Consider the following 18,241-nt stretch of genomic DNA (forward strand, 5'->3'; position numbering starts at 1 on the left):
CCCGAAGGCGGTTTTGAGAGAAGCGCGCCTGGAGAGATTCGAACTCCCGACCCTCTGATCCGTAGTCAGATGCTCTAATCCGCTGAGCTACAAGCGCATGGGTCCATTTTCACCGCACGGAGGGCCCATCCGTCAAACACCCCGTCCTCGCCTCCCCATCAATGCCTATCCGCTGGTACGGCCCCGCCAACCCCGAAGACCCCACCTACAGGCACTTCGAAAGGATCGTGAACCTGACGCTCCACGCCGCCCTATTCGCCGCCCTGAACAGCGGCCTCTGGTTGGTGCAGGAAATGCGTCACCCCTGGGCCCACCTCAACTGGCTGAGCCTGGGTTGGTTGCTGGTGTTGCTGGTTCACGCTGGCGTTGTAGTGGTCCTGCGTCCAACCCCCCGGCCATGACCCTCTCCGCCACGGACCTCAAAGAACTGGAGCTGGCCCTGGCAGATCGCCTTTATTTGCAAGTAGCCAGTTGGCATCTCTACCTCGGCGACGCCGGCCTGGCCCAGGCCCTGGCGATCGAATGTTCCGCCCGGCTGGACCAGGGGGCGGAGGTGTGCGCGCGCCAGGCCCTTGAGGCGGTGCAGGTGCCGATCGGCGCCGGTTCCACCCGACTGCCCCTAGCTCGGCTGGTGCCCGCCGGCCAGCTGCGGGACCTCGAAGAGGTGCTGGAGCAGTTTTGCCGATAAGGTTGCGCCAACTGGCGACGGGCTGTGCTGGTCATTGAGGTCACCAACGCCCGCGATGTGGTGCGTCAACGCCTGGGTCGCCTGGGCGGACGCCTAATTGGCAAGGTGGTGGACGCCGAGGCCCAGGTTGAAAAAGCCCTGATTCAGGAGCTAGAGACGGCCTTCAAGGAATTCGGCATCGAGGCACGCATCTTTTCGGTCGACGGCCCCCGGATGCTGGGTCGCTCGCACCTGGAGATTCCAGTACAGGTGCGAGCTGAACGGGACGTTCGCCTTGACCCTTAGCGCCTCGCGCCAATGCGAGGCAAGCGATCGCGCAACTGGTCTGTCAGATCCTTGACCTCTGGCACCTGGGCAAGGCTGGCCACCACTCCATAGATCAACACGCCCACTCCGCCGGCAAAGCTGCACTCCAGCAGCCGGCCCCAAAGACCAGTGGGCCAGGCCACAGTTACTGACACGCCCCAGGCCGCCAGTCCGGCCAGCACGGCAGCACCGAACAGCAGCATCGTGTCGCGCAGCCACAGCCGCAATGGCAGCCCGCCGAGCTTGGTCTGCAGCGCCAGCAGCAAACCCACGCAGGTGATCAGATTCACCGCCACGGTGGCTAGCACCAGGCCGGCGGCACCGCAATAGAGCCCAGGCAGCAGCTGGGTAGCGCCGGGCAGCGGTCCGCCCACGAAAGCCCAGCAGAAGAGCGCATTCAGGCCGATCCCCGCCATCGACCAGCGGAACGGGGTAACCCCATCGCCGAGGGCGTAGAACACCCGCACCAGCACATCGCGGGCCAGATAGGCGGGCATGCCGATGCCGTAGGCCATCAGCAGGTTGCCCACCAACTCAGCAGCACCGGCATTGAAAGCCCCCCGCTCATAGATCAGCGCCACGATGGGCAACGCCAGCGCCACCATCAACGCCCCCAGGGGCAGCATGCTGGCGTTGGAGAGCATCAACCCCTGACGGATACGACCGACCAGCTCAGGTCGATCGTCCGGTGCCGTCAGCCGGGCATAAACCGGCAGTAGCGGCACCAGCAGGGCATTGGAGAGCAGCCCGAGGGGCGTTTGCACGAGCAGGTTGGCGTAGCCGAGACCCGCCGCCGCCGCCGGGATGCCCGAAGCGAAAAACAGGGACACAAACACGTTGATCTGCAGCATCCCCGAGGAGAGGGTGGCGGGCCCCATCACCTGCAGCACCTCGCGCACACCGGGGTCCCGCCAGTCCCACACCAGCTGAAAGCGTTGCAGCCCTTGCCGGGCCAGGGCTGGCAGCTGAATCAGCCACTGCAGCACCGCCCCCAAAGTTGTGGAGCCGGCCAGCACCACGCCGCCAAGCACCGCCGTGGTGGGCAGGGTGATCGCGGCACCGAGCTGCCACCACAGCACGGCGATACCAGCGATCACGGCCACGCTCGAGAGCAAGGGGCTCACCGAGGGCAACCAAAACTCATCAGCAGCATTAAGGGCTCCAAAGCCAAGGCCGATCAGCCCGGCAAATAGGGCCATCGGCGCCATCCAACGCAGCTGCAGCACGGCGATGTCGTGGCGGGTGGCATCCAGGCCCGGGCCCACCAGGGTGATCAGGGGGCCAGCGAACACCAGCAGCAACACCGTCACCCCGAGCAACCCGGCCCCCACCAGGGTGTTGATTGCGGCCAGCACGTAGGCGCCCTCTTGGCGGGGCCGGCGGGCCAGCACGCTCACCATGGCGCTGTGGAAAGGCCCGTTGATGCCGCCCAGCAGGATCAGCAGAAAGCCGGGCAGCACGTAGGCGTAGTTGTAGGCGTCGTAAGCAGCGCCAACGCCGAAGGCCGCTGCAATGGCCTGCTGCCGCACCAGGCCGGCCAACTTGCTGAGGGCAGTGGCCACTGCCACAACCAGCGCAATGCGCCTGAGGGACTTTGCCATCCATTGGGGCCCAAGGCCCGGGAGTTGGCGGCAGTATGGCTGGCCTGCTCCAATCCACCCCAACCCGCCCGCCATGGCCACCTGCGTGCTCAGCCTCGGCCCCCTGGTGGAAGGCACCTTGGTGAAGCGCTACAAGCGCTTCCTGGCCGATATCGAACTAGAAAACGGCGCGCTGGTCACGGCCCACTGCGCCAACACCGGGCCGATGACCGGAGTGCTGCACCCCGGCGGAAGGGTGCGCTTGCGCCACGCCCCTTCCCCCAGCCGCAAGCTGGCCTGGACCTGGGAGCAGGCCCAGGTACCTGGCGCCGATGGCACGCCCATCTGGGTGGGCATCAACACGGCCCTCCCCAACCATCTGGTGCGGGCCACGATTGAGGCCGGTTGCCTGGAGCCCTGGCTGGGGCCGATCGCGGCCATCCGCGCCGAGGTGCCCTATGGCGAAGGGCGTCGCAGCCGCATCGACCTGCTGCTCACCCCAGCGGAAAACGCCGCCGATCCCAGGCCGATCTACCTGGAGGTGAAAAACACCACCTGGAGCGAAGGGCAGCTGGCCCTTTTCCCAGACACCGTTACTGAGCGGGGCCAAAAACACCTGGTGGAGCTGATGGCCCTGCTGCCAGAGAGCCGGGCCGTGCTGGTGCCCTGCCTTAGTCGCGGCGATGTGAGCCGCTTTGCGCCGGGCGACGCGGCCGACCCGCGCTACGGCGAACTGTTTCGCCAGGCCCTGGCGGCGGGCGTGGAGGTACTGCCCTGCCGCTACAGCTTCAGCGCCAGCGAGGTGAACTGGCATGGGATTGCGGCTGTGGAAACCCACGGCCCCGCCTAAGGCGCTGGCTAAGCGCCACAATCCCGCGATGCTTCCGTTCCACTGGCTCACCCAGACCCTCGCCCTGGGCCTGGGCATTTCCTTCAGCCCACTCAACATCGCTCTGGTGGCCCTGCTGCTGCTGGGCCCCAACCCACTGCGACGCTGCTCCACCTACCTGGGGGGCTGGATACTCGCCAACGGCGGCGCGCTGGCAGCGGTGGTGCTGGTAGGCAGTCGCTTCAGTTGGGCCATGCAGCTGGGTAGCCGCGGCCAGGTGCTGATGGACCTGATCGGTGCCGGAGCCCTGGTGGCCTTGGGGCTGTTCCAGCTAACCCCTGCGGTAGCCATCGGTGAGGAGAGCTGGGCGATGCAACTGATGGGCCAGCTGCCCGAGCTCGACTGGTTTCCCCTGCTCGGGCTTGGGGCCGGCTGTGCCTTGATCAGCCCGGAAAATCTGGTTTTTTACGCCAAAGAAGGCGGCATGTTGCTCACCAACCACACCTCCCTGCGCGGCGATCTGGAGGTGGGCGCCGTATTTGTGGCCGTAACGACCTCACTACTGCTGCTGCCACCACTGGCCTGGCTGCTGAGCGGCGGCAGGCTGCGCCAGCCCCTGAGCCGCCTCAACGACTGGCTTGTGCATCGGGCCGAATGGCTGGTGGGGGTATTTGCCCTAGTGCTGGGGGTTTATCTGGGCTGGCAGGGAATTGAGGGCCTCCACCAGATGACCCTGGGAGCCGCAGCTCTGACCTAAGGGGCCCATAGAGTTGATTCACCGAGACCTCGACGCTGTGGATACCCGCGCTTTCAAACGCTCCTTGCACCACTCGGAGCGTTACAACCGCCGAGGCTTCGGTTTGGGCAATGAGGTGGCGGGAAGCCTGGAACAGGCCTACCAAAGCGATCTGATCGCCAAGCTGCGGGAGAGCGGCTACTCGCTCGAGAGCGGCCGCCTCACCGTGCGGCTGGCGGAAGCTTTTGGGTTCTGCTGGGGCGTAGAGCGGGCGGTGGCGATGGCCTACGAAACCCGGCGCCACTACCCCACTGAACGGATCTGGATTACCAACGAAATCATCCACAACCCTTCGGTCAACGATCACCTGCGCGACATGAACGTGCTGTTCATCTCCGTGGAAGACGGCATGAAAGATTTTTCGGAGGTTGCCAGCGGTGATGTGGTGATCCTGCCCGCATTCGGCGCCACCGTGCAGGAGATGCAGCTGCTGAGCGAGCGGGGCTGCCACATCGTTGATACCACCTGCCCCTGGGTCTCCAAGGTGTGGAACACGGTGGAAAAGCACAAAAAGCACTCCTTCACCTCGATCATTCACGGCAAGGTGAAGCACGAGGAAACCCTCGCCACCAGCAGCTTCGCCGGCACCTACTTGGTGGTGCTCGACCTGGCCGAAGCCCAGATGGTGAGCGAATACATCCTCGGCAACGGCGATCGGCAATCCTTCATGGCCCGCTTCGCTAAAGCCTGCTCGCCCGGCTTCGACCCCGACCGCGATCTGATCCGGGTGGGCGTCGCAAACCAGACCACCATGTTGAAGAGCGAAACCGAAGAGATTGGCCGCCTGTTCGAGCGCACCATGCTGCAGCGCTTCGGCCCCATTGAGCTCAATGAGCACTTCCTGGCCTTCAACACCATTTGCGACGCCACCCAGGAGCGCCAGGACGCCATTTTCGCCTTAGTTGATGAGCCCCTCGACCTGATGGTGGTGATCGGCGGTTACAACTCTTCCAATACCACCCACCTGCAGGAGATCGCCGTCAGCCGGGGCATCCGCTCCTTCCACATCGACACCCCCGAGCGCATTGGCCCTGGCAACCGCATCGAGCACATGCCCCTAGGGGGCGAGCTCGAAATCGAGCTGCCCTTCCTGCCTGAAGGTCCAATCCGAGTGGGCATAACCTCCGGGGCCTCCACTCCCGACCGGGTGGTGGAAGACGTAATCGAGCGGCTGATCGAACTCTGCGAAGCCTGAGCCGAACCAAGGTGTCCGGGTGTCACAGCGGGCGGCACTTGGGCCCACCAGGGGCTTTACATTGATTAAAGAACCTCTTGAACAAGTCCGGCATCCTGCTGCCAGGGCTGGTCAAACGCCAGGAGTTGCCGTTGTTGCCTTTGTCGTTGTCAACCGCACCAGCCCATCCGTCGTCCAAGGGAGAGCTGGGCTCCGGTCCGTTGTTGCGCCACAGCGATGATCCGAGGGTGCGGCGCTATGCCAGTGCCTTTGCCGACGTGATGGAAATGCGAGCCAGCTCGCCCGTTGTCTCCCAATACCTCGATCACCACGAGGGCTGGTTTCGCCGTTGCGCTGCCCCGATGAGTGTGGAAGCCCTGGGCACGCGGGGCTACGCCCTGACTTTGGGCACCTTTGGCAACTTCGGCTTCGAGGTGGAGCCCACCATCGGCCTGGAATTGCTGCCCCAAGACCAGGGGCTGTACCGAATCTTGACCGTGCCCCACCCCGGCGGCGATCCCAAGCTTGAAGGGCTTTATGACGTCGAGTTCAACGCCTCGCTGCAACTGGACCAAGCCAATGATGCTGCCGTCGCTTCCAACGATCCCTGGCCCCAAACTTTGGTGCGCTGGGAGCTCGACTTGAGCGTCTGGGTACGCCTACCCGGGGTGATCACCCTGCTGCCTGATGGGCTGGTGCAGTCGAGCGGCGACCACCTGCTGCGTCAGATCGTGAGGCAGATCTCTCGCCGGCTCACCTGGAAGGTGCAGGAAGATTTCCACGGCAGCCACGATCTGGAGTGCCCACCGCGGCGAAGCGCCCAGTTCTAAATCAACTGGGCTGTCTTTCTAACTTGAGACCTAGCCCGCAAACCAGCACTCAAGCAGGGCGGTTTTCCCAGATTTTGTTGAGGATCTGAAAGCCACTCACCGCCTGCCACAGAAACAGGGTCATCATCGCCATGTTGAGGCCCACATGGACCTTGCGGGCGATCAGATTGCCCTGCTGCATCAGGGGGGTAAGCGACACCGCCAGGGCAATCAAGCAGGTCATGCCAATGCCCACTAGCAGGTGGGGGCCTACAAATAATTTGCCGTTATTGAGGTAGGTGACGGCCATGCCGCCAAAGGTACCCAGCACGGTGAGGGCCAGGATCAGGCTGCCGATCTGGAAATGGCGCTTGGCAAATTGCCCCTTGATCAGCTGCTTGCGGGTCTCAGCATCTGCGGTGCGGGTTTTCTTGGCCTTGATGCCAAGGAGCATCCCGTAGCTGGAGAGGGCCAGCAGACCCAGCATCAATAGGGGATGGAGGAAGTTGAGGTTGTAGGCGAGGGCTTCAGGCATGGCGTCAGAGGGGGCTAAGGAATGGCTGCGGCAAGTGCGCAGCAGAACAGGACTTATGGAGCGAAACTACAACTCACTGCGCCCCACCAAGGGCGTCAATGCAGAAAATGACGGCGACCGGTTACCACCATCGCCAACCCAAGGGCATTGCAGGCGGTGATCGAATCGGCGTCGCGCACGCTGCCGCCAGGCTGAATGACAGCAGTGATGCCCTGACCAGCCGCCAGCCGCACGGTGTCATCGAAGGGGAAGAAACCATCGCTAGCCAGCACCGCGCCCCGGGCCCGATCCCCGGCCGCTTCCAAGGCCAGCCTGGCCGAGCCAACCCGATTCATCTGACCGGCGCCAATGCCCAGGCTCTGACCACCCTTGGCCACGGTGATGGCATTGGAGCGCACGTGGCGAGCCAGCTTCCAGGCAAAACCGAGGTCGTCGAGCTCCTGGGCTGTGGGCTGACGTTCGCTCACCACCTGCCAGGCCGCTCCATCAACCGGTTGATCGTCTAGCTCCTGTACCAGTACCCCGCCCAGCAGGGTGCGCAGCTGGCGCCTGGACGCCAGGCCGATCGCCGCAGGATTCAATTCCAGCAGGCGCAGATTGGCTTTCGTGGCCAGCCGCTCCGATGCCGGTCCATCAAAGCCAGGCGCCACTACACATTCAAGGAACAGGCTGGTCAGCAATTCGGCGGTGGCTAGATCGACCACACAGTTGATAGCCACAATGCCGCCGAAGGCTGAGAGTCGATCGGCGTCAAGGGCCCGGCTGAGGGCAGCGGCGCCGTTGTGGCCGATGGCCACACCGCAGGGGTTGGTGTGCTTAACCACAACCGCCGCGGGCTGGGCCCCGGGGCCGTAGCCAAACTCCCGCACGGTGGCTAAGGCCGCATCTAGATCGATCAAGTTGTTGTAGCTGAGCTCCTTGCCCTGCAGTTGCACCGCGGCGCCCCAGCCGGCAGCGGGCTCGCTATGCCAGGTGGCCTGTTGGTGGGGGTTTTCGCCATAGCGCAGGCTCTGACGGGCGGGCAGTTCCAGTCGCAGGGGCGCCGCCACCGTTGAAGGGACCTCGGCTGCGCCGGCCAGCTGGCCTGCCAGCCAGCTGCTGATCGCCGTGTCGTAGCTAGCGGTGTGCTGGAAAGCTTCCAGCGCCAGCTGGCGCCGCAGGGCGGGGCTGATGGCTCCGGTGCGCAGACACTCAAGGAAGGGGCCGTATTGGCTGGGGCTGGTCAGCACCACCACATCGGCGTGATTTTTGGCCGCTGCCCGCACCATTGCCGGTCCGCCGATATCGATGTTCTCGATGGCGGTATCGAATGCCACCTCGGGGTTGGCAACTGTTTCTCGAAATGGGTAGAGGTTGACCACCACCACGTCGATCGGCGCAATGCCCTGGGCCTCCAGATCAGCCTGGTGGCTGGGCTCGCAGCGGCGGGCCAGGATGCCGCCATGGATGCGTGGGTGCAGGGTCTTGACCCTGCCACCCAAGATCTCAGGGGCGCCGGTGTGCTCCGCCACCTTGGTGACCTCAAGCCCGGCCGCCTTGAGGGCGGCAGCGGTGCCGCCACTAGAAATCAACTGATAGCCAGCCTCCAGCAGCCCCTCGGCCAAGGGCACCAGGCCCTCCTTATTGGAGACGCTGAGAAGGGCCGTGGGGGCCATGGCTGCCAAACGTGCAGGTCTAGAGCCAACCTACGCAGCAACCGATCACCCTCCATGAGTAGCCAAACCAGCCAACCCAACGACCAACTGATCCGCAGTGGCCCGGACCTGTGCGACCGGCGCCTTGTGCTGCTGCACGGCTGGGGAGCGGATGCCGACGACCTGCTCGACCTGGCCGAGGTGCTGGTGGGGCCAGAGGTGAGCGTGGTGGCCCTGCGGGCACCACTGCCGCATCCAAGCGGTAGCGGCCGCCAGTGGTACGACCTGCAACAGCCAAATTGGCCCCAGCTGCCTGCCGCTCGAACCCAGCTGCTAGAGCGGCTCCTGGCCCTAGCGGCGGAGGTGCCCCTGCAGCAAACGGCTCTGCTGGGCTTCTCCCAAGGCGCAGCAATGGCCCTTGATGTGGCCACAGCCGGCAGCGGCCTACCCCTGGCCGCTCTGATCGGCTGCAGCGGCTACCCCCATCCCGGCTGGCAACCAAGCGCAGCATCCCTGCCAAAAATCCTGCTCACCCATGGCGAACAGGATCCTGTGGTGCCCTACGGAGCCAGTGAGGCCCTGAAAGAGCAGTTGCAACTCGGTGGCATCGACACCGAACTGGTTGGCTTTACAGGCGGCCACACAATTGACAGCTGCCTGTTTCCTGCCCTGCGGAGCTACTTGGCCAGCCAGTGGTCATGCTGAACAACCAGTGGCCCACCTGAGTTCCGCCAGGGCAAAGCCAAGCTCAGACGAAGGCGTATTCGTACTCCTCCATTTCTTCCCAGTCGTCGGCGGCGAGGGCTTCGATGCCTTCGAAAAGCACCTCCTCACCGATGCGGTCGACGATCGTCCGCAGTGAGGGAAACAGGAAATGGTTTTCCTCGGCGTACTGGGCGCTGAACAGGCCCTTTTCGCCCCAGAAGAAGCGATCAGTGGTGTGCTCGTTGCGGCGCACGTTGAGAATTGCTGGGGGCACCAACAGCTCCTCAGCAATGAAGCGGCGTGCTGCCGTGACCGGCTTGTGGGAGCCGGTCTCGAGATTGAAAGTGGGGACATGCGCCAGCACCCGCTGGCCCGCGAGCCGGCGACGGCTGATCCGCTTGCGCTTTTTGGACATTGAACTGCTCCCGAGAAGGAAGGATTAAGAGAAGGAAGAGAAACCGGAGGGGGAACGGACAGTGGGGGCGCAAAACATGCGCAGGGTCCGTGACTCAGCCCACCCGCACTCCCCAAAATTTGGAGAGCAGGGCGACGCCCAAACGTTCTGTTGTCCGAGAGAGTCAGCAGGCCCAGGGGTCAGTGACGCCACACCCCGCCCATTCGGGGTGCAGAACAACAGGAAGCAAGATCGGCGTAAGTCGGATCTGTCACTGCTGTAGCCTGAATTGCCGAAATGGGCAACAAAGGGTGAGGGCGTCACGACGACGAACCGCTGCCCGCTTGCGGACCGCGCCGTATTGGTCGATACCGCACATCTTAAGACTTTTTTCTGGTTTTCCCACGCCTTATCCAAATTTTTTGGAACACGGCCAGGACTGAGGGCAGCAGATGCAAGTCTCCAACCGCTTTCTCGCCCTACTACGCTTCCAGCTAGCCCAGTTCGCTGATCGCAGCGACCTGAGCTCCCTGGTGGTTTATGTCACCCAGCCCGGCGAAGCCAACGCCCCCATTCTTGTACCAATCGGCCAGTGGCCGAGTGATGGTCGAGCCCTGCCGGCGGTCGAAGCCGGCAGTCCGCTGAGCCTGCCAGCCGAGGAGCGGCGCTGGCTGCCGCTGCGCCACCAAAGGGTGCTGCTGGGCGCGATCCAGGTGGAAACCAGCGTGGTGCCCTGGCCAGACAGCCTCGGGCAGCGGCTCCAGGCCGTCGCCCTGTGTCTTACCGAAGCGCTCTGCCTTGATCTGGAACAACAGCAGTTGCAGCAGACCCTCGAGCAACAGCAAGCCGAATTGGGCCTGCTGTTGCACCAGCTGCGCAACCCCCTCGCCGCCCTGCGCACCTTCGGCCAACTACTGCTGCGGCGCCTCGAACAGGACCAGCAGAACCGACCGCTGGTGGAAGGCTTGCTGGCGGAAGAGCGCCAGCTCAACCGCTACGTGGATGCCCTCAGCCAGCTGGGCCGCCACGAACAAGCCGCCGTCAGCGGCGAAGCGGCGGCGCCCCTGCTACTTCCCCCCGGGCTGGTGGGGCCAGAGGGCCAGCCCCTGCTCGACTGGCTTGAACCCTTGGTGCAGCGGGCTGCTGCCACGGCCTCTCTGCAGGGCCGCCCCTGGTATCCGCCATCCTGCTTGCCCAACTGGCACGGGGACAGTGGCGCCGTGGCTGAAATTTTGGCCAACCTGCTGAACAACGCCTTTCGATACAGCCCCAGCGGCACGGCCATCGGCCTGGACTGCCAGGCACTGGCGTCAGGGGACTGGCAACTGACGGTTTGGGATGGCGGCGAGCCGATCGCCGCAAACGAGCGCCAGGCCATCTTTGAACAGGGTTTCCGGGGGCGGCAGGGGCAGGGGCGGCCGGGGACGGGGCTGGGACTGGCTCTGGCCAGAGATCTGGCCCGCAGCCTCGGTGGCGAGCTCAATCTGGTGTTGCCGCCGGCAGCCGTTGCCCGGCAACTGCCCCAGCGGGGCAACGCCTTTTGCCTCAGGCTGCCAGCCGCGGACCCACACCCAGCAGCAGGGCCATGAGCAGCAGGGCCAGAGCTTCTGTCCATTCGACACAGGCTCCGTAGCTATCGCCGCTATGGCCGCCGAGACGGCGGCCGAGCCATAGGGGCACTAGCACCGCTGGCAGCAAACCCACCCCCTGGGGCCAAGGCCAGCGGGTCCAGGCCGCTAGGCCCAGGGCCAGGGCGAACACCAGCAGGGCCGGCACCAGTTCCGCGGCCAGACCCCGCCAGTGCTGCCGGTGAAAAGCAGCACTGCCCTGCTGCCTCAAATATGGAAACCACTGCATGGCCAAAAGGGGTGACACCCGGCCCCAGAAAGCCGCCCAGAGCATGGCCAGCGGGGCAGCGGCCCCTAGGCAAAGCAGGGCTGCTGCCTTGAGCAGCAGCACCACCACCAGGGCCTGCACCCCCGATGCGCCCACCCGGCTATCTGCCATCGCCTCCAAGGCCCTAGGGCCGGCGCCCAAGCCATCAGCCGTATCCATTGCGCCATCAACGTGCAAGCCACCGGTGAGCACCAACCCGAGCGCTAGCACCAAGGCCACCTGGGCTCCAAGGGGCAACCAGCCAGCGGCAAGCCACCAGAAAAAGCCCTGCAACCCGCCAAGCACCAGGCCGATCAGGGGAGCGAAGCGGGCAATACGCTCAAAGCGCGGCGGCACTCCTGGCCAGGCGGGCAGCACCGAATAAAACACCCAGGCACCGGCCAGATCGCCCAACCAGCCGGGAATCGCCCCAGAAAATGACTTCGACACGGGCTCTAGCAAGCGACACCTAGCGTCAGGACAGCACCTGTTCGGCGCAATCAGCTTCCCACCAGCGTTCTCCTTCGACATCACGGCCCAGTGCAGCCGCACCCGGGCCCGCTGCGGCTGCTTTCACACCCCCCATGGGGTTGTCACCACACCGCGGTTCATGCCCGTGGGCACCCTGGCCACGGTGAAAGGGGTTACGGCGTCCCAACTGCGGGACACCGGCGCCCAGATGGTGCTCTCCAACACCTATCACCTACACCTGCAGCCGGGGGAGCAGATCGTGGCGGATGCCGGTGGCCTGCACCGCTTCATGGCTTGGGACGGGCCGATGCTCACCGATTCCGGCGGCTTCCAGGTTTTCAGCCTCGGCGACATCAACACCATCGACGACCACGGCGTGGTGTTCCGCTCACCGCGCGACGGCGCCCGCATCGAACTCACCCCCGAACGCTCGATGGCGATCCAGATGGCCCTAGGGGCCGATGTGGCCATGGCCTTCGACCAATGCCCCCCCTATCCAGCCAGTGAGGCAGATGTGGCTGCTGCCTGCCGGCGCACCCACAGCTGGCTGGAGCGCTGCATCACCAGCCACACCAAAGCCGACCAGGCCCTGTTTGGCATCGTCCAAGGGGGCTGCTTCCCCCACCTACGCCAGGAGTCGGCCCAGGTGGTGGCCTCCATGGGCCTGCCCGGGATAGCCGTGGGCGGCGTGAGTGTCGGCGAGCCCACCGAGGAAATGCATCGGATCGTGCGCCAGCTGGGGCCGCTGCTGCCTGATGCCGTGCCCCACTACCTAATGGGCATAGGCACCCTGCGGGAAATGGCCATCGCCGTGGCCAACGGCTTCGACCTGTTTGATTGCGTGATTCCCACCCGCCTCGGCCGCCACGGCGCGGCCCTGGTGGGTGGCGAACGCTGGAACCTCAAGAACTCCCGCTTCCGCCACGACCACACCCCCATGGATGCCAGCTGCCCCTGCCCAGCCTGCCGCCAGCACAGCAGGGCCTACCTGCACCACCTCATCAAGAGCGAAGAGCTGCTGGGCAAAATTCTGTTGAGCTTGCACAACATCACCCAGTTGGTGCGCTTCTCAACCGCCATGGGGCAAGCCATCCGCGACGGCTGTTTTGCAGAGGATTTCGCTCCCTGGGAACCGGACTCCCCAGCCGCCCACACGTGGTAGCGTCCGCCCCTAGCTCAGTGAATTCCGGGATGGCTTCCTACGCCCTGCAAACCCTGGCCCAACTCCCCGAGGCCTACCAAGCCTTCGGACCACTGGTCGACATCCTGCCGATCATTCCCCTGTTCTTTCTGCTGCTTGCCTTCGTGTGGCAGGCCTCCGTCGGCTTTCGCTGAATCCGGCCTCAGCCCTGCCTGAGCACCTCCCAGGCAAATTTGGGCAGAGAGAGCATTCGGCGCCAGCGACTGGGCTCCTGAATCAGCCGGTATAACCATTCAATCTGCAGGGCTCCCATCCAAGCGGGGGCTCTTTTTTTGACCCCAGCCCAAACGTCAAAGCTGCCGCCCACACCCATCCAGAGGCCGCCATTGCGCCCAGGCAGCTGCTGAATCCAGGTTTCCTGGCGGGGTACGCCTAGGGCCGCCAGCACCAGATCGGGCCGAGCAGCCAGCAGCTGCTGCTCCAAGCCAGGCCAGGCTTCAGCCGGTTGGTATCCATGGGCATGCAGCACCAGCTTCAGCCCGGGAAGCTCCTGGCGCAAGCGCGCAGTGAGCTGCTCCATCACCTCCGGTGAGGCCCCCACCAAAGCCACCCTCCAGCCATGGGAAGCAGCGTGAGTGAGCAAATCACGGGCCAGCTCAATCCCTGGACTGCGACGCACCCGGTAGCCCTGGCGCCCTAGGGCCCAGACCACGCCGGCACCATCCGGAATCACCAGGGCCGCCGCGGCTATGGCAGCCCCCAAAGCTGGATCGGCCTTAGCGGCCATTGTCATCTCAGCATTCAGGGTGACGATCTGCCCACCACTGCGCTGCCGCAGGGCCAACGCCGCTGCAAACACATCTGGACACACGCTCACCGGCACCCCCAGAACCTTGGTGCGCAGTGGTTCAGTTGCTGTTGATGCCATCAGGGGTGAGGTGGGGGTGGAGAATATATGGCTGGCCTACCACTGGCATAGGGACATCCATGGCGCAATCCCTGCCACTGAACAATCCGGCCCATCAGCCGCAACCCGCCGTTTCAGCCGCCTTGGATCCGGCTCAGGCCTGGGCCCTGCTGCAAGACCTGGATAGTCAAATTGATCGGGTGGTGTTGAGCCGCCAACACCCGATCACGGGACTGCTGCCCGCCAGCACCGCCCATACGGTGCACGGCAACTACGCAGACGCCTGGGTGCGCGACTGCGTTTATTCAATCCAATGCGTCTGGGGACTTGCCCTGGCCCATCGCCGCCTGCGGGGGGACAGTCGCCGCGTATACGAGCTTGAAGCGAGGGTGCTGCAACTGATGCGCGGCCTGCTCAACGCCATGCTGCGCCAGGCACCGAAGGTGGAGCGCTTCAAGCACAGCCTGCATCGCCTGCATGCCATCCACGCCAAGTTCGACACGGCCACCGGCGCTGCTGTAGTGGCCGATGACGGCTGGGGGCATCTGCAACTCGATGCCACGGCGCTGTTTCTGCTCCAACTCGCCCAGCTGACCCGCTCAGGCCTGGTGGTGGTGCAAAGCAGCCACGAGCGCGACTTCGTTCAAAACCTGGTGTACTACGTGGCCCGCGCCTACCGCGTAGCCGACTACGGCATCTGGGAAAGGGGCGACAAAGGCAACCACGGCCTCCCAGAACGCAACGCCAGCTCGATTGGCCTGGTCAAGGCCGCTCTGGAATCCCTGGAGGGACTCGATCTCTATGGACCCCACGGTGATGGCCGCAGCTGTCTGGTGATCCCCCACGACGCCATCGTGCGGCTGCGTCGGGCTCTGGACGCCCTGCTGCCGCGGGAATCAGCGAGCAAGGAGGTTGACAGCGCCTGCCTAGCGGTGATCGGCTATCCCGCCTGGGCCGTGGACGACCCAGAGCTGAGGCGGCGCACCCGCGCCAAGATTCGCGCCGAGCTGGGTGGGGCCTACGGGTATAAGCGCTTCCGCCGCGATGGCCACCAAACCGTGGTCGAAGACCACACCCGCCTGCACTACGAACGGGAGGAACTGGCGGAGTTTGAGCACATCGAATGCGAATGGCCCCTGTTTTGGGCTTATGAACTGATCACCGCCTGCTGCGAAGAGCGCTGGGAGGAGGCCCGCCAATGGCGCCAGCGCCTACATGAAGTGAGCCTGGAGCAAGCGGAGGGCGGCCTGCTCCCCGAGCTCTATCTGGTTCCCGAAGCAGCGATAGCAGCCGAACGGCAACAGCCCGGCAGCCAGCTCCGACTGGCAAACCCCAACGTGCCTTTGCTGTGGACCCAAAGCCTCACCTGGCTCTCCGACCTGTTGCTGGCCGGATTAATCAGTCCAGACGATCTCGATCCAACCGGGCGACGCCGGCCCAGCACTCTCGGCGCCGACCGGGTGCTGGTGGCTCTGGTGCCAGCTAATGCGGCTATCGCGGTCAGCCTGGAGGCGGCTGGACTGCCCCTGGCCCATGGCCCCAGTGACAACTCCGACCCCAACAGCACCAATGCGGCCATCCGCATCGGCAGCTCCCAGGAGCTGGCGATGCGGATGGCCCAGGTAGGTGCAAACCCCGCCCTCGGCCTCAGCGGCCATCCACCCGTGCGGATGGAAACGATGGCTACGGCTCGCCTGTACCGGCAGGGAACCAGCTGTTTAGCGTTTTTCCCAGCCGTGCTGGAGGAAGACACCTTCTACCTGGCAGACGATCCTGAGCAGCTCGTGGACGCCGTGACCGCCGAACTGCGCCTGTTGCAGCGCCACTGGCGCGGAAGCGGCGCGCCGCTGCTGCTGCTGCCGATCGCCGAGGGAGCCTTCCAGGCCAACCCAGATGCCTTCCTGAGGCTGGGGCAGAAGTTGCAGGCAGGTTTGCTGGACGGCGTCCCCGTGCAGCTGGCCCCGCTGGCAGAACTCATCGACCAGGGCAGCTGGGTAGAGCTGCCTGCCCAAGCGCCAGGGACCGTGCTTCTACCGCCTGCGCCCATAGCCACCCCGTTGCGGGCTGGCACCAGCCAGACCCCCCTTAGCGCCAAGGAGGAGCAAGAACTCGAACGCGAGGACATCAGCATTGGCGAACTCGCCGATCGGCTCTGGCGCAGCTCCTCCCTGGAAGAGCAGGGCGAGGTGCTGGAGCAGTTAGTGCGGCGCCTAGGACCCGACTCCCGGCTGCAGGGGCCGGCCGGCAGCCAACCAGTGCGCCTGCATGACCTGTTGGAGGAGGTCTACCGCCGCGCCCTGGCCGAAGCCGACTGGAACGTGGTGCGGCGGGTTGCTGGCGCCCTCGATCTGGTCCATCCCCAGCTGGAAGATGCCCTCACCGACCTGCTGGTGCGCCAGAAGCAGGTGGTGGTAGGACGCAACTACACCAGCGATTCGCGCATCAGCGAGCCCCAGGGCAGCGCCAGCATCGCCGCCATGATCCGTCGCTTCAGCGGCGAAGACGGCCGTGAATGGATGCTGCAGCAGGAATTGCTACTTGCCCTCGACAGCCTGGCCCGCCACGAGCCGGCCCTGCTGAGCGGCAGCCTCACCCTGCAACTGGGACAGCTGCTGCTGCTACTCACCGGCGAACTGGCCAGCGAAGCCGAGCTCAACCCCATCGACGCCTTCGAAGCCCTTTGCGATCAGCCCCCCCACGCCATCCAGCGCCGGCTGCGGACCGTGCTGGCTGATCTGGAACATGCCAAAGCCTCCCTGCAGCGCCAGGAGCAACTGCATGTGAGCGGCCGGGTGCGTTGGGACGTTCCCGATCCCCTGGCAGAGCTACCCAAGGGCGGCTGCTGGCTGCAACATCGGCTGCGGCTCGGGGCCCTAGGGCGCGTGCCCCGCGATTTCTATCCCGGTATCTGGGATCTACTGCACCACTGCCACGGCATCGTCATCGGCGACAAGCTGGAGAAGCGCAACCGCCTGGACAGCGGTCCCCTATTGAGTGAAAAGACACCTGGCGAACGTAATTTCGCCGCCCTTGTCGATCACCTGCTCAGCAAAATCGAAGCGCCCGACTATCGGCAGCTGTGTACGGAAACCCTGCTCACCTTGATCACCTTTATGGGTACTAATCCCGAGGTGGTATTTGACGACGACCTGGTGTTAGACGTGGTGATCGGTCACGCCGTGAGGGTGGGCTGGCAGCAACGCCACCCAAATATTCCTGAATCCCAATACGGCCTGCACAAGGCAGACGCCTGGGATCAGTTTTATCTGGCTTCGCCAGCTGATTGCCGCCGCTGGCAGCTGGCAGCTCTGCGCCAGCTCACCAGCCTGGAAATAGCCCCAGCCGCAAGGGCAAGTTCGACGACCTAGATCGGCGCCTCCAGGCTCATGCAGAGATTGGGCTGCTCGACGCACTGCTCAATCAGGTCAGCCAGCTGCAAAGCCCGGGAAGCCTGCAAGCCATCCACCGCCGGGGTCTCCACACCCCGCACGCACTGGAGGAAATGCTCTAGTTCGGCGTAAAGGGGCTCAATGGAGGTGGTACTGACCTCTTCAATTACTCCATCGGATCTGTAAACCAGCTCGCCGTGATCTGCGCTCACCGACTCGTGAGCGCGGCGATGAATGTGTAAGGTGCGATTAAGAAAATCCGTCTCTACCAAGCTGCCGCGGCAGTGGGCACTAAGGCTGCGAATCTTGCGATGGGCCATCTTGCTAGCCGTCAGGCTGGCCACCACACCATTAGCAAAGGCCAAGGTGGCGTTGACGTAGTCGATTGGTCCCTCAGCACTGCGACCTCCGGCCGCCGCCAGGCGAATCACTGGCGCCCCAGCCAGCTCCAGCACAAGGTCAATGTCGTGGATCATCAGGTCGAGCACCACCGACACGTCATTGGCGCGGTCTGGGTTGGGACTGTGACGGCGCGCTTCAAGCACTACCACCTCCTCATTGGCCACAACCTTGACCAATTCCCGGAAGGCGGGATTGAAGCGCTCGATATGGCCCACCTGCAGCAGACGACCGGCCTGCTCGGCCGCATGGATCAACTCAACCGCCTCCTCCTGACTGGCCGCAATCGGCTTCTCGATCAGCACGTGCACCCCGGCCTTCAGGCAGGCCAAGCCGACGCGGTGGTGAAGCAGGGTGGGAACGGCGATACATACAGCGTCCACCTCGGGCAACATTTCCTCGTAGGAGGGGAACCAGCGGCAACCGAACTGCTCGGTAGCTAGCTGACCGCGGCTCCCATCTGGATCAGCCACCCCCACCAGTTCGGCGTCTTTGATCAGGCTCAGCACCCGGGCGTGGTGCCAACCCATGTTGCCGATGCCGATGACACCCACGCGCACAGGGTTCAAGGCAGGGGCTCTCAACTGAGGGCATTATCGGGGGTACGGG

The 18,241-nt window shown here is 64.5% G+C and carries 19 protein-coding genes and 1 tRNA gene; 12 read left to right on the forward strand and 8 right to left on the reverse strand.

Annotation, left to right across the window (positions count from 1 at the left end; translation table 11 throughout):
* Positions 1–23 precede the first annotated feature (23 nt).
* Positions 24–97 (reverse strand) — tRNA-Arg (locus tag KBY73_RS00280).
* A gap of 64 nt (positions 98–161) precedes the next feature.
* Here KBY73_RS00280 and KBY73_RS00285 point away from each other — a divergent pair.
* The 3 genes from KBY73_RS00285 to KBY73_RS00295 are packed head-to-tail and all read left to right on the forward strand — an operon-like array spanning position 162 to position 973.
* Complete coding sequence (locus KBY73_RS00285; protein ID WP_254935138.1) at positions 162–401, forward strand: hypothetical protein; 240 nt, start codon at positions 162–164, stop codon at positions 399–401.
* Positions 398–688, forward strand: a complete 291-nt coding sequence (locus KBY73_RS00290; protein ID WP_254935139.1) for a DUF3181 family protein — start codon at positions 398–400, stop codon at positions 686–688. The genes KBY73_RS00285 and KBY73_RS00290 overlap by 4 nt, the downstream gene beginning before the upstream one ends.
* Positions 689–712: 24 nt before the next feature.
* Entirely contained in the window at positions 713–973 is a 261-nt protein-coding gene (locus tag KBY73_RS00295; protein WP_254935140.1) for a cytochrome-c oxidase, read from the forward strand.
* Here the strand turns inward: KBY73_RS00295 and murJ are convergent.
* Positions 970–2,595, reverse strand: coding sequence for a murein biosynthesis integral membrane protein MurJ (gene murJ, locus KBY73_RS00300; protein WP_254935141.1), 1,626 nt, complete (start codon positions 2,593–2,595; stop codon positions 970–972). The genes KBY73_RS00295 and murJ overlap by 4 nt on opposite strands.
* Before the next feature lie 73 nt (positions 2,596–2,668).
* On the opposite strand from murJ, the gene sfsA reads away from it, so the two are divergent.
* From sfsA to KBY73_RS00320, 4 genes are all read left to right on the forward strand, one after another.
* Positions 2,669–3,424, forward strand: a complete 756-nt coding sequence (gene sfsA, locus KBY73_RS00305) for a DNA/RNA nuclease SfsA (RefSeq protein ID WP_254935142.1) — start codon at positions 2,669–2,671, stop codon at positions 3,422–3,424.
* Positions 3,387–4,160, forward strand: coding sequence for a GAP family protein (locus tag KBY73_RS00310; RefSeq protein WP_254935143.1), 774 nt, complete (start codon positions 3,387–3,389; stop codon positions 4,158–4,160). Before sfsA ends, KBY73_RS00310 begins: the two co-directional genes overlap by 38 nt.
* Before the next feature lie 37 nt (positions 4,161–4,197).
* Complete coding sequence (locus KBY73_RS00315; RefSeq protein WP_254935144.1) at positions 4,198–5,394, forward strand: 4-hydroxy-3-methylbut-2-enyl diphosphate reductase; 1,197 nt, start codon at positions 4,198–4,200, stop codon at positions 5,392–5,394.
* 146 nt (positions 5,395–5,540) lie between these two features.
* Positions 5,541–6,203, forward strand: a complete 663-nt coding sequence (locus KBY73_RS00320) for a DUF1997 domain-containing protein (RefSeq protein WP_396096476.1) — start codon at positions 5,541–5,543, stop codon at positions 6,201–6,203.
* Between the two features lie 49 nt (positions 6,204–6,252).
* Here the strand turns inward: KBY73_RS00320 and KBY73_RS00325 are convergent, their stop codons facing one another.
* Entirely contained in the window at positions 6,253–6,717 is a 465-nt protein-coding gene (locus KBY73_RS00325) for a DUF4079 domain-containing protein (protein ID WP_106632269.1), read from the reverse strand.
* Between the two features lie 95 nt (positions 6,718–6,812).
* Positions 6,813–8,372, reverse strand: a complete 1,560-nt coding sequence (gene purH / locus KBY73_RS00330) for a bifunctional phosphoribosylaminoimidazolecarboxamide formyltransferase/IMP cyclohydrolase (protein WP_254935145.1) — start codon at positions 8,370–8,372, stop codon at positions 6,813–6,815.
* 54 nt (positions 8,373–8,426) lie between these two features.
* Between purH and KBY73_RS00335 the strand changes: the two genes are divergently transcribed.
* Positions 8,427–9,056 carry an alpha/beta hydrolase gene (locus KBY73_RS00335; RefSeq protein WP_254935146.1) on the forward strand — a complete coding sequence of 210 codons (630 nt, stop codon included), beginning with the start codon at positions 8,427–8,429 and terminating at the stop codon, positions 9,054–9,056.
* 43 nt (positions 9,057–9,099) lie between these two features.
* Here KBY73_RS00335 and KBY73_RS00340 read toward each other — a convergent pair whose 3' ends face one another.
* Positions 9,100–9,471: a DUF3155 domain-containing protein gene (locus KBY73_RS00340; RefSeq protein WP_106632267.1), complete on the reverse strand. Its 372-nt coding sequence runs from the start codon at positions 9,469–9,471 to the stop codon at positions 9,100–9,102.
* A gap of 431 nt (positions 9,472–9,902) precedes the next feature.
* Between KBY73_RS00340 and KBY73_RS00345 the strand changes: the two genes are divergently transcribed.
* On the forward strand, positions 9,903–11,039 hold the full coding sequence (locus KBY73_RS00345) for a sensor histidine kinase KdpD (protein ID WP_254935147.1): 1,137 nt from the start codon (positions 9,903–9,905) through the stop codon (positions 11,037–11,039).
* Here the strand turns inward: KBY73_RS00345 and KBY73_RS00350 are convergent.
* On the reverse strand, positions 10,996–11,775 hold the full coding sequence (locus KBY73_RS00350) for an adenosylcobinamide-GDP ribazoletransferase (protein WP_254935148.1): 780 nt from the start codon (positions 11,773–11,775) through the stop codon (positions 10,996–10,998). The two genes, KBY73_RS00345 and KBY73_RS00350, sit on opposite strands and share 44 nt — an antisense overlap.
* A 49-nt stretch (positions 11,776–11,824) precedes the next feature.
* On the opposite strand from KBY73_RS00350, the gene tgt reads away from it, so the two are divergent.
* Positions 11,825–12,958, forward strand: coding sequence for a tRNA guanosine(34) transglycosylase Tgt (gene tgt / locus KBY73_RS00355; RefSeq protein WP_254935591.1), 1,134 nt, complete (start codon positions 11,825–11,827; stop codon positions 12,956–12,958).
* A 29-nt stretch (positions 12,959–12,987) separates the two neighbouring features.
* A complete protein-coding gene (locus tag KBY73_RS00360) occupies positions 12,988–13,131 on the forward strand; it encodes a photosystem II reaction center protein K (RefSeq protein ID WP_254935149.1) in 144 nt (47 codons plus the stop codon).
* An 8-nt stretch (positions 13,132–13,139) separates the two neighbouring features.
* Here KBY73_RS00360 and KBY73_RS00365 read toward each other — a convergent pair whose 3' ends face one another.
* On the reverse strand, positions 13,140–13,865 hold the full coding sequence (locus tag KBY73_RS00365; RefSeq protein WP_254935150.1) for a WecB/TagA/CpsF family glycosyltransferase: 726 nt from the start codon (positions 13,863–13,865) through the stop codon (positions 13,140–13,142).
* A 59-nt stretch (positions 13,866–13,924) separates the two neighbouring features.
* On the opposite strand from KBY73_RS00365, the gene KBY73_RS00370 reads away from it, so the two are divergent.
* Positions 13,925–17,212: a glycoside hydrolase family 15 protein gene (locus tag KBY73_RS00370; RefSeq protein ID WP_254935151.1), complete on the forward strand. Its 3,288-nt coding sequence runs from the start codon at positions 13,925–13,927 to the stop codon at positions 17,210–17,212.
* Here the strand turns inward: KBY73_RS00370 and KBY73_RS00375 are convergent.
* The gene (locus tag KBY73_RS00375; RefSeq protein ID WP_254935152.1) at positions 17,209–18,201 is read right to left on the reverse strand and encodes a Gfo/Idh/MocA family protein; all 993 of its coding nucleotides are present in this window, start codon (positions 18,199–18,201) and stop codon (positions 17,209–17,211) included. The genes KBY73_RS00370 and KBY73_RS00375 overlap by 4 nt on opposite strands.
* Positions 18,202–18,241 lie beyond the last annotated feature (40 nt).

The organism is Cyanobium sp. Tous-M-B4 (assembly GCF_024345395.1).
Classification (GTDB): domain Bacteria; phylum Cyanobacteriota; class Cyanobacteriia; order PCC-6307; family Cyanobiaceae; genus Cyanobium_A.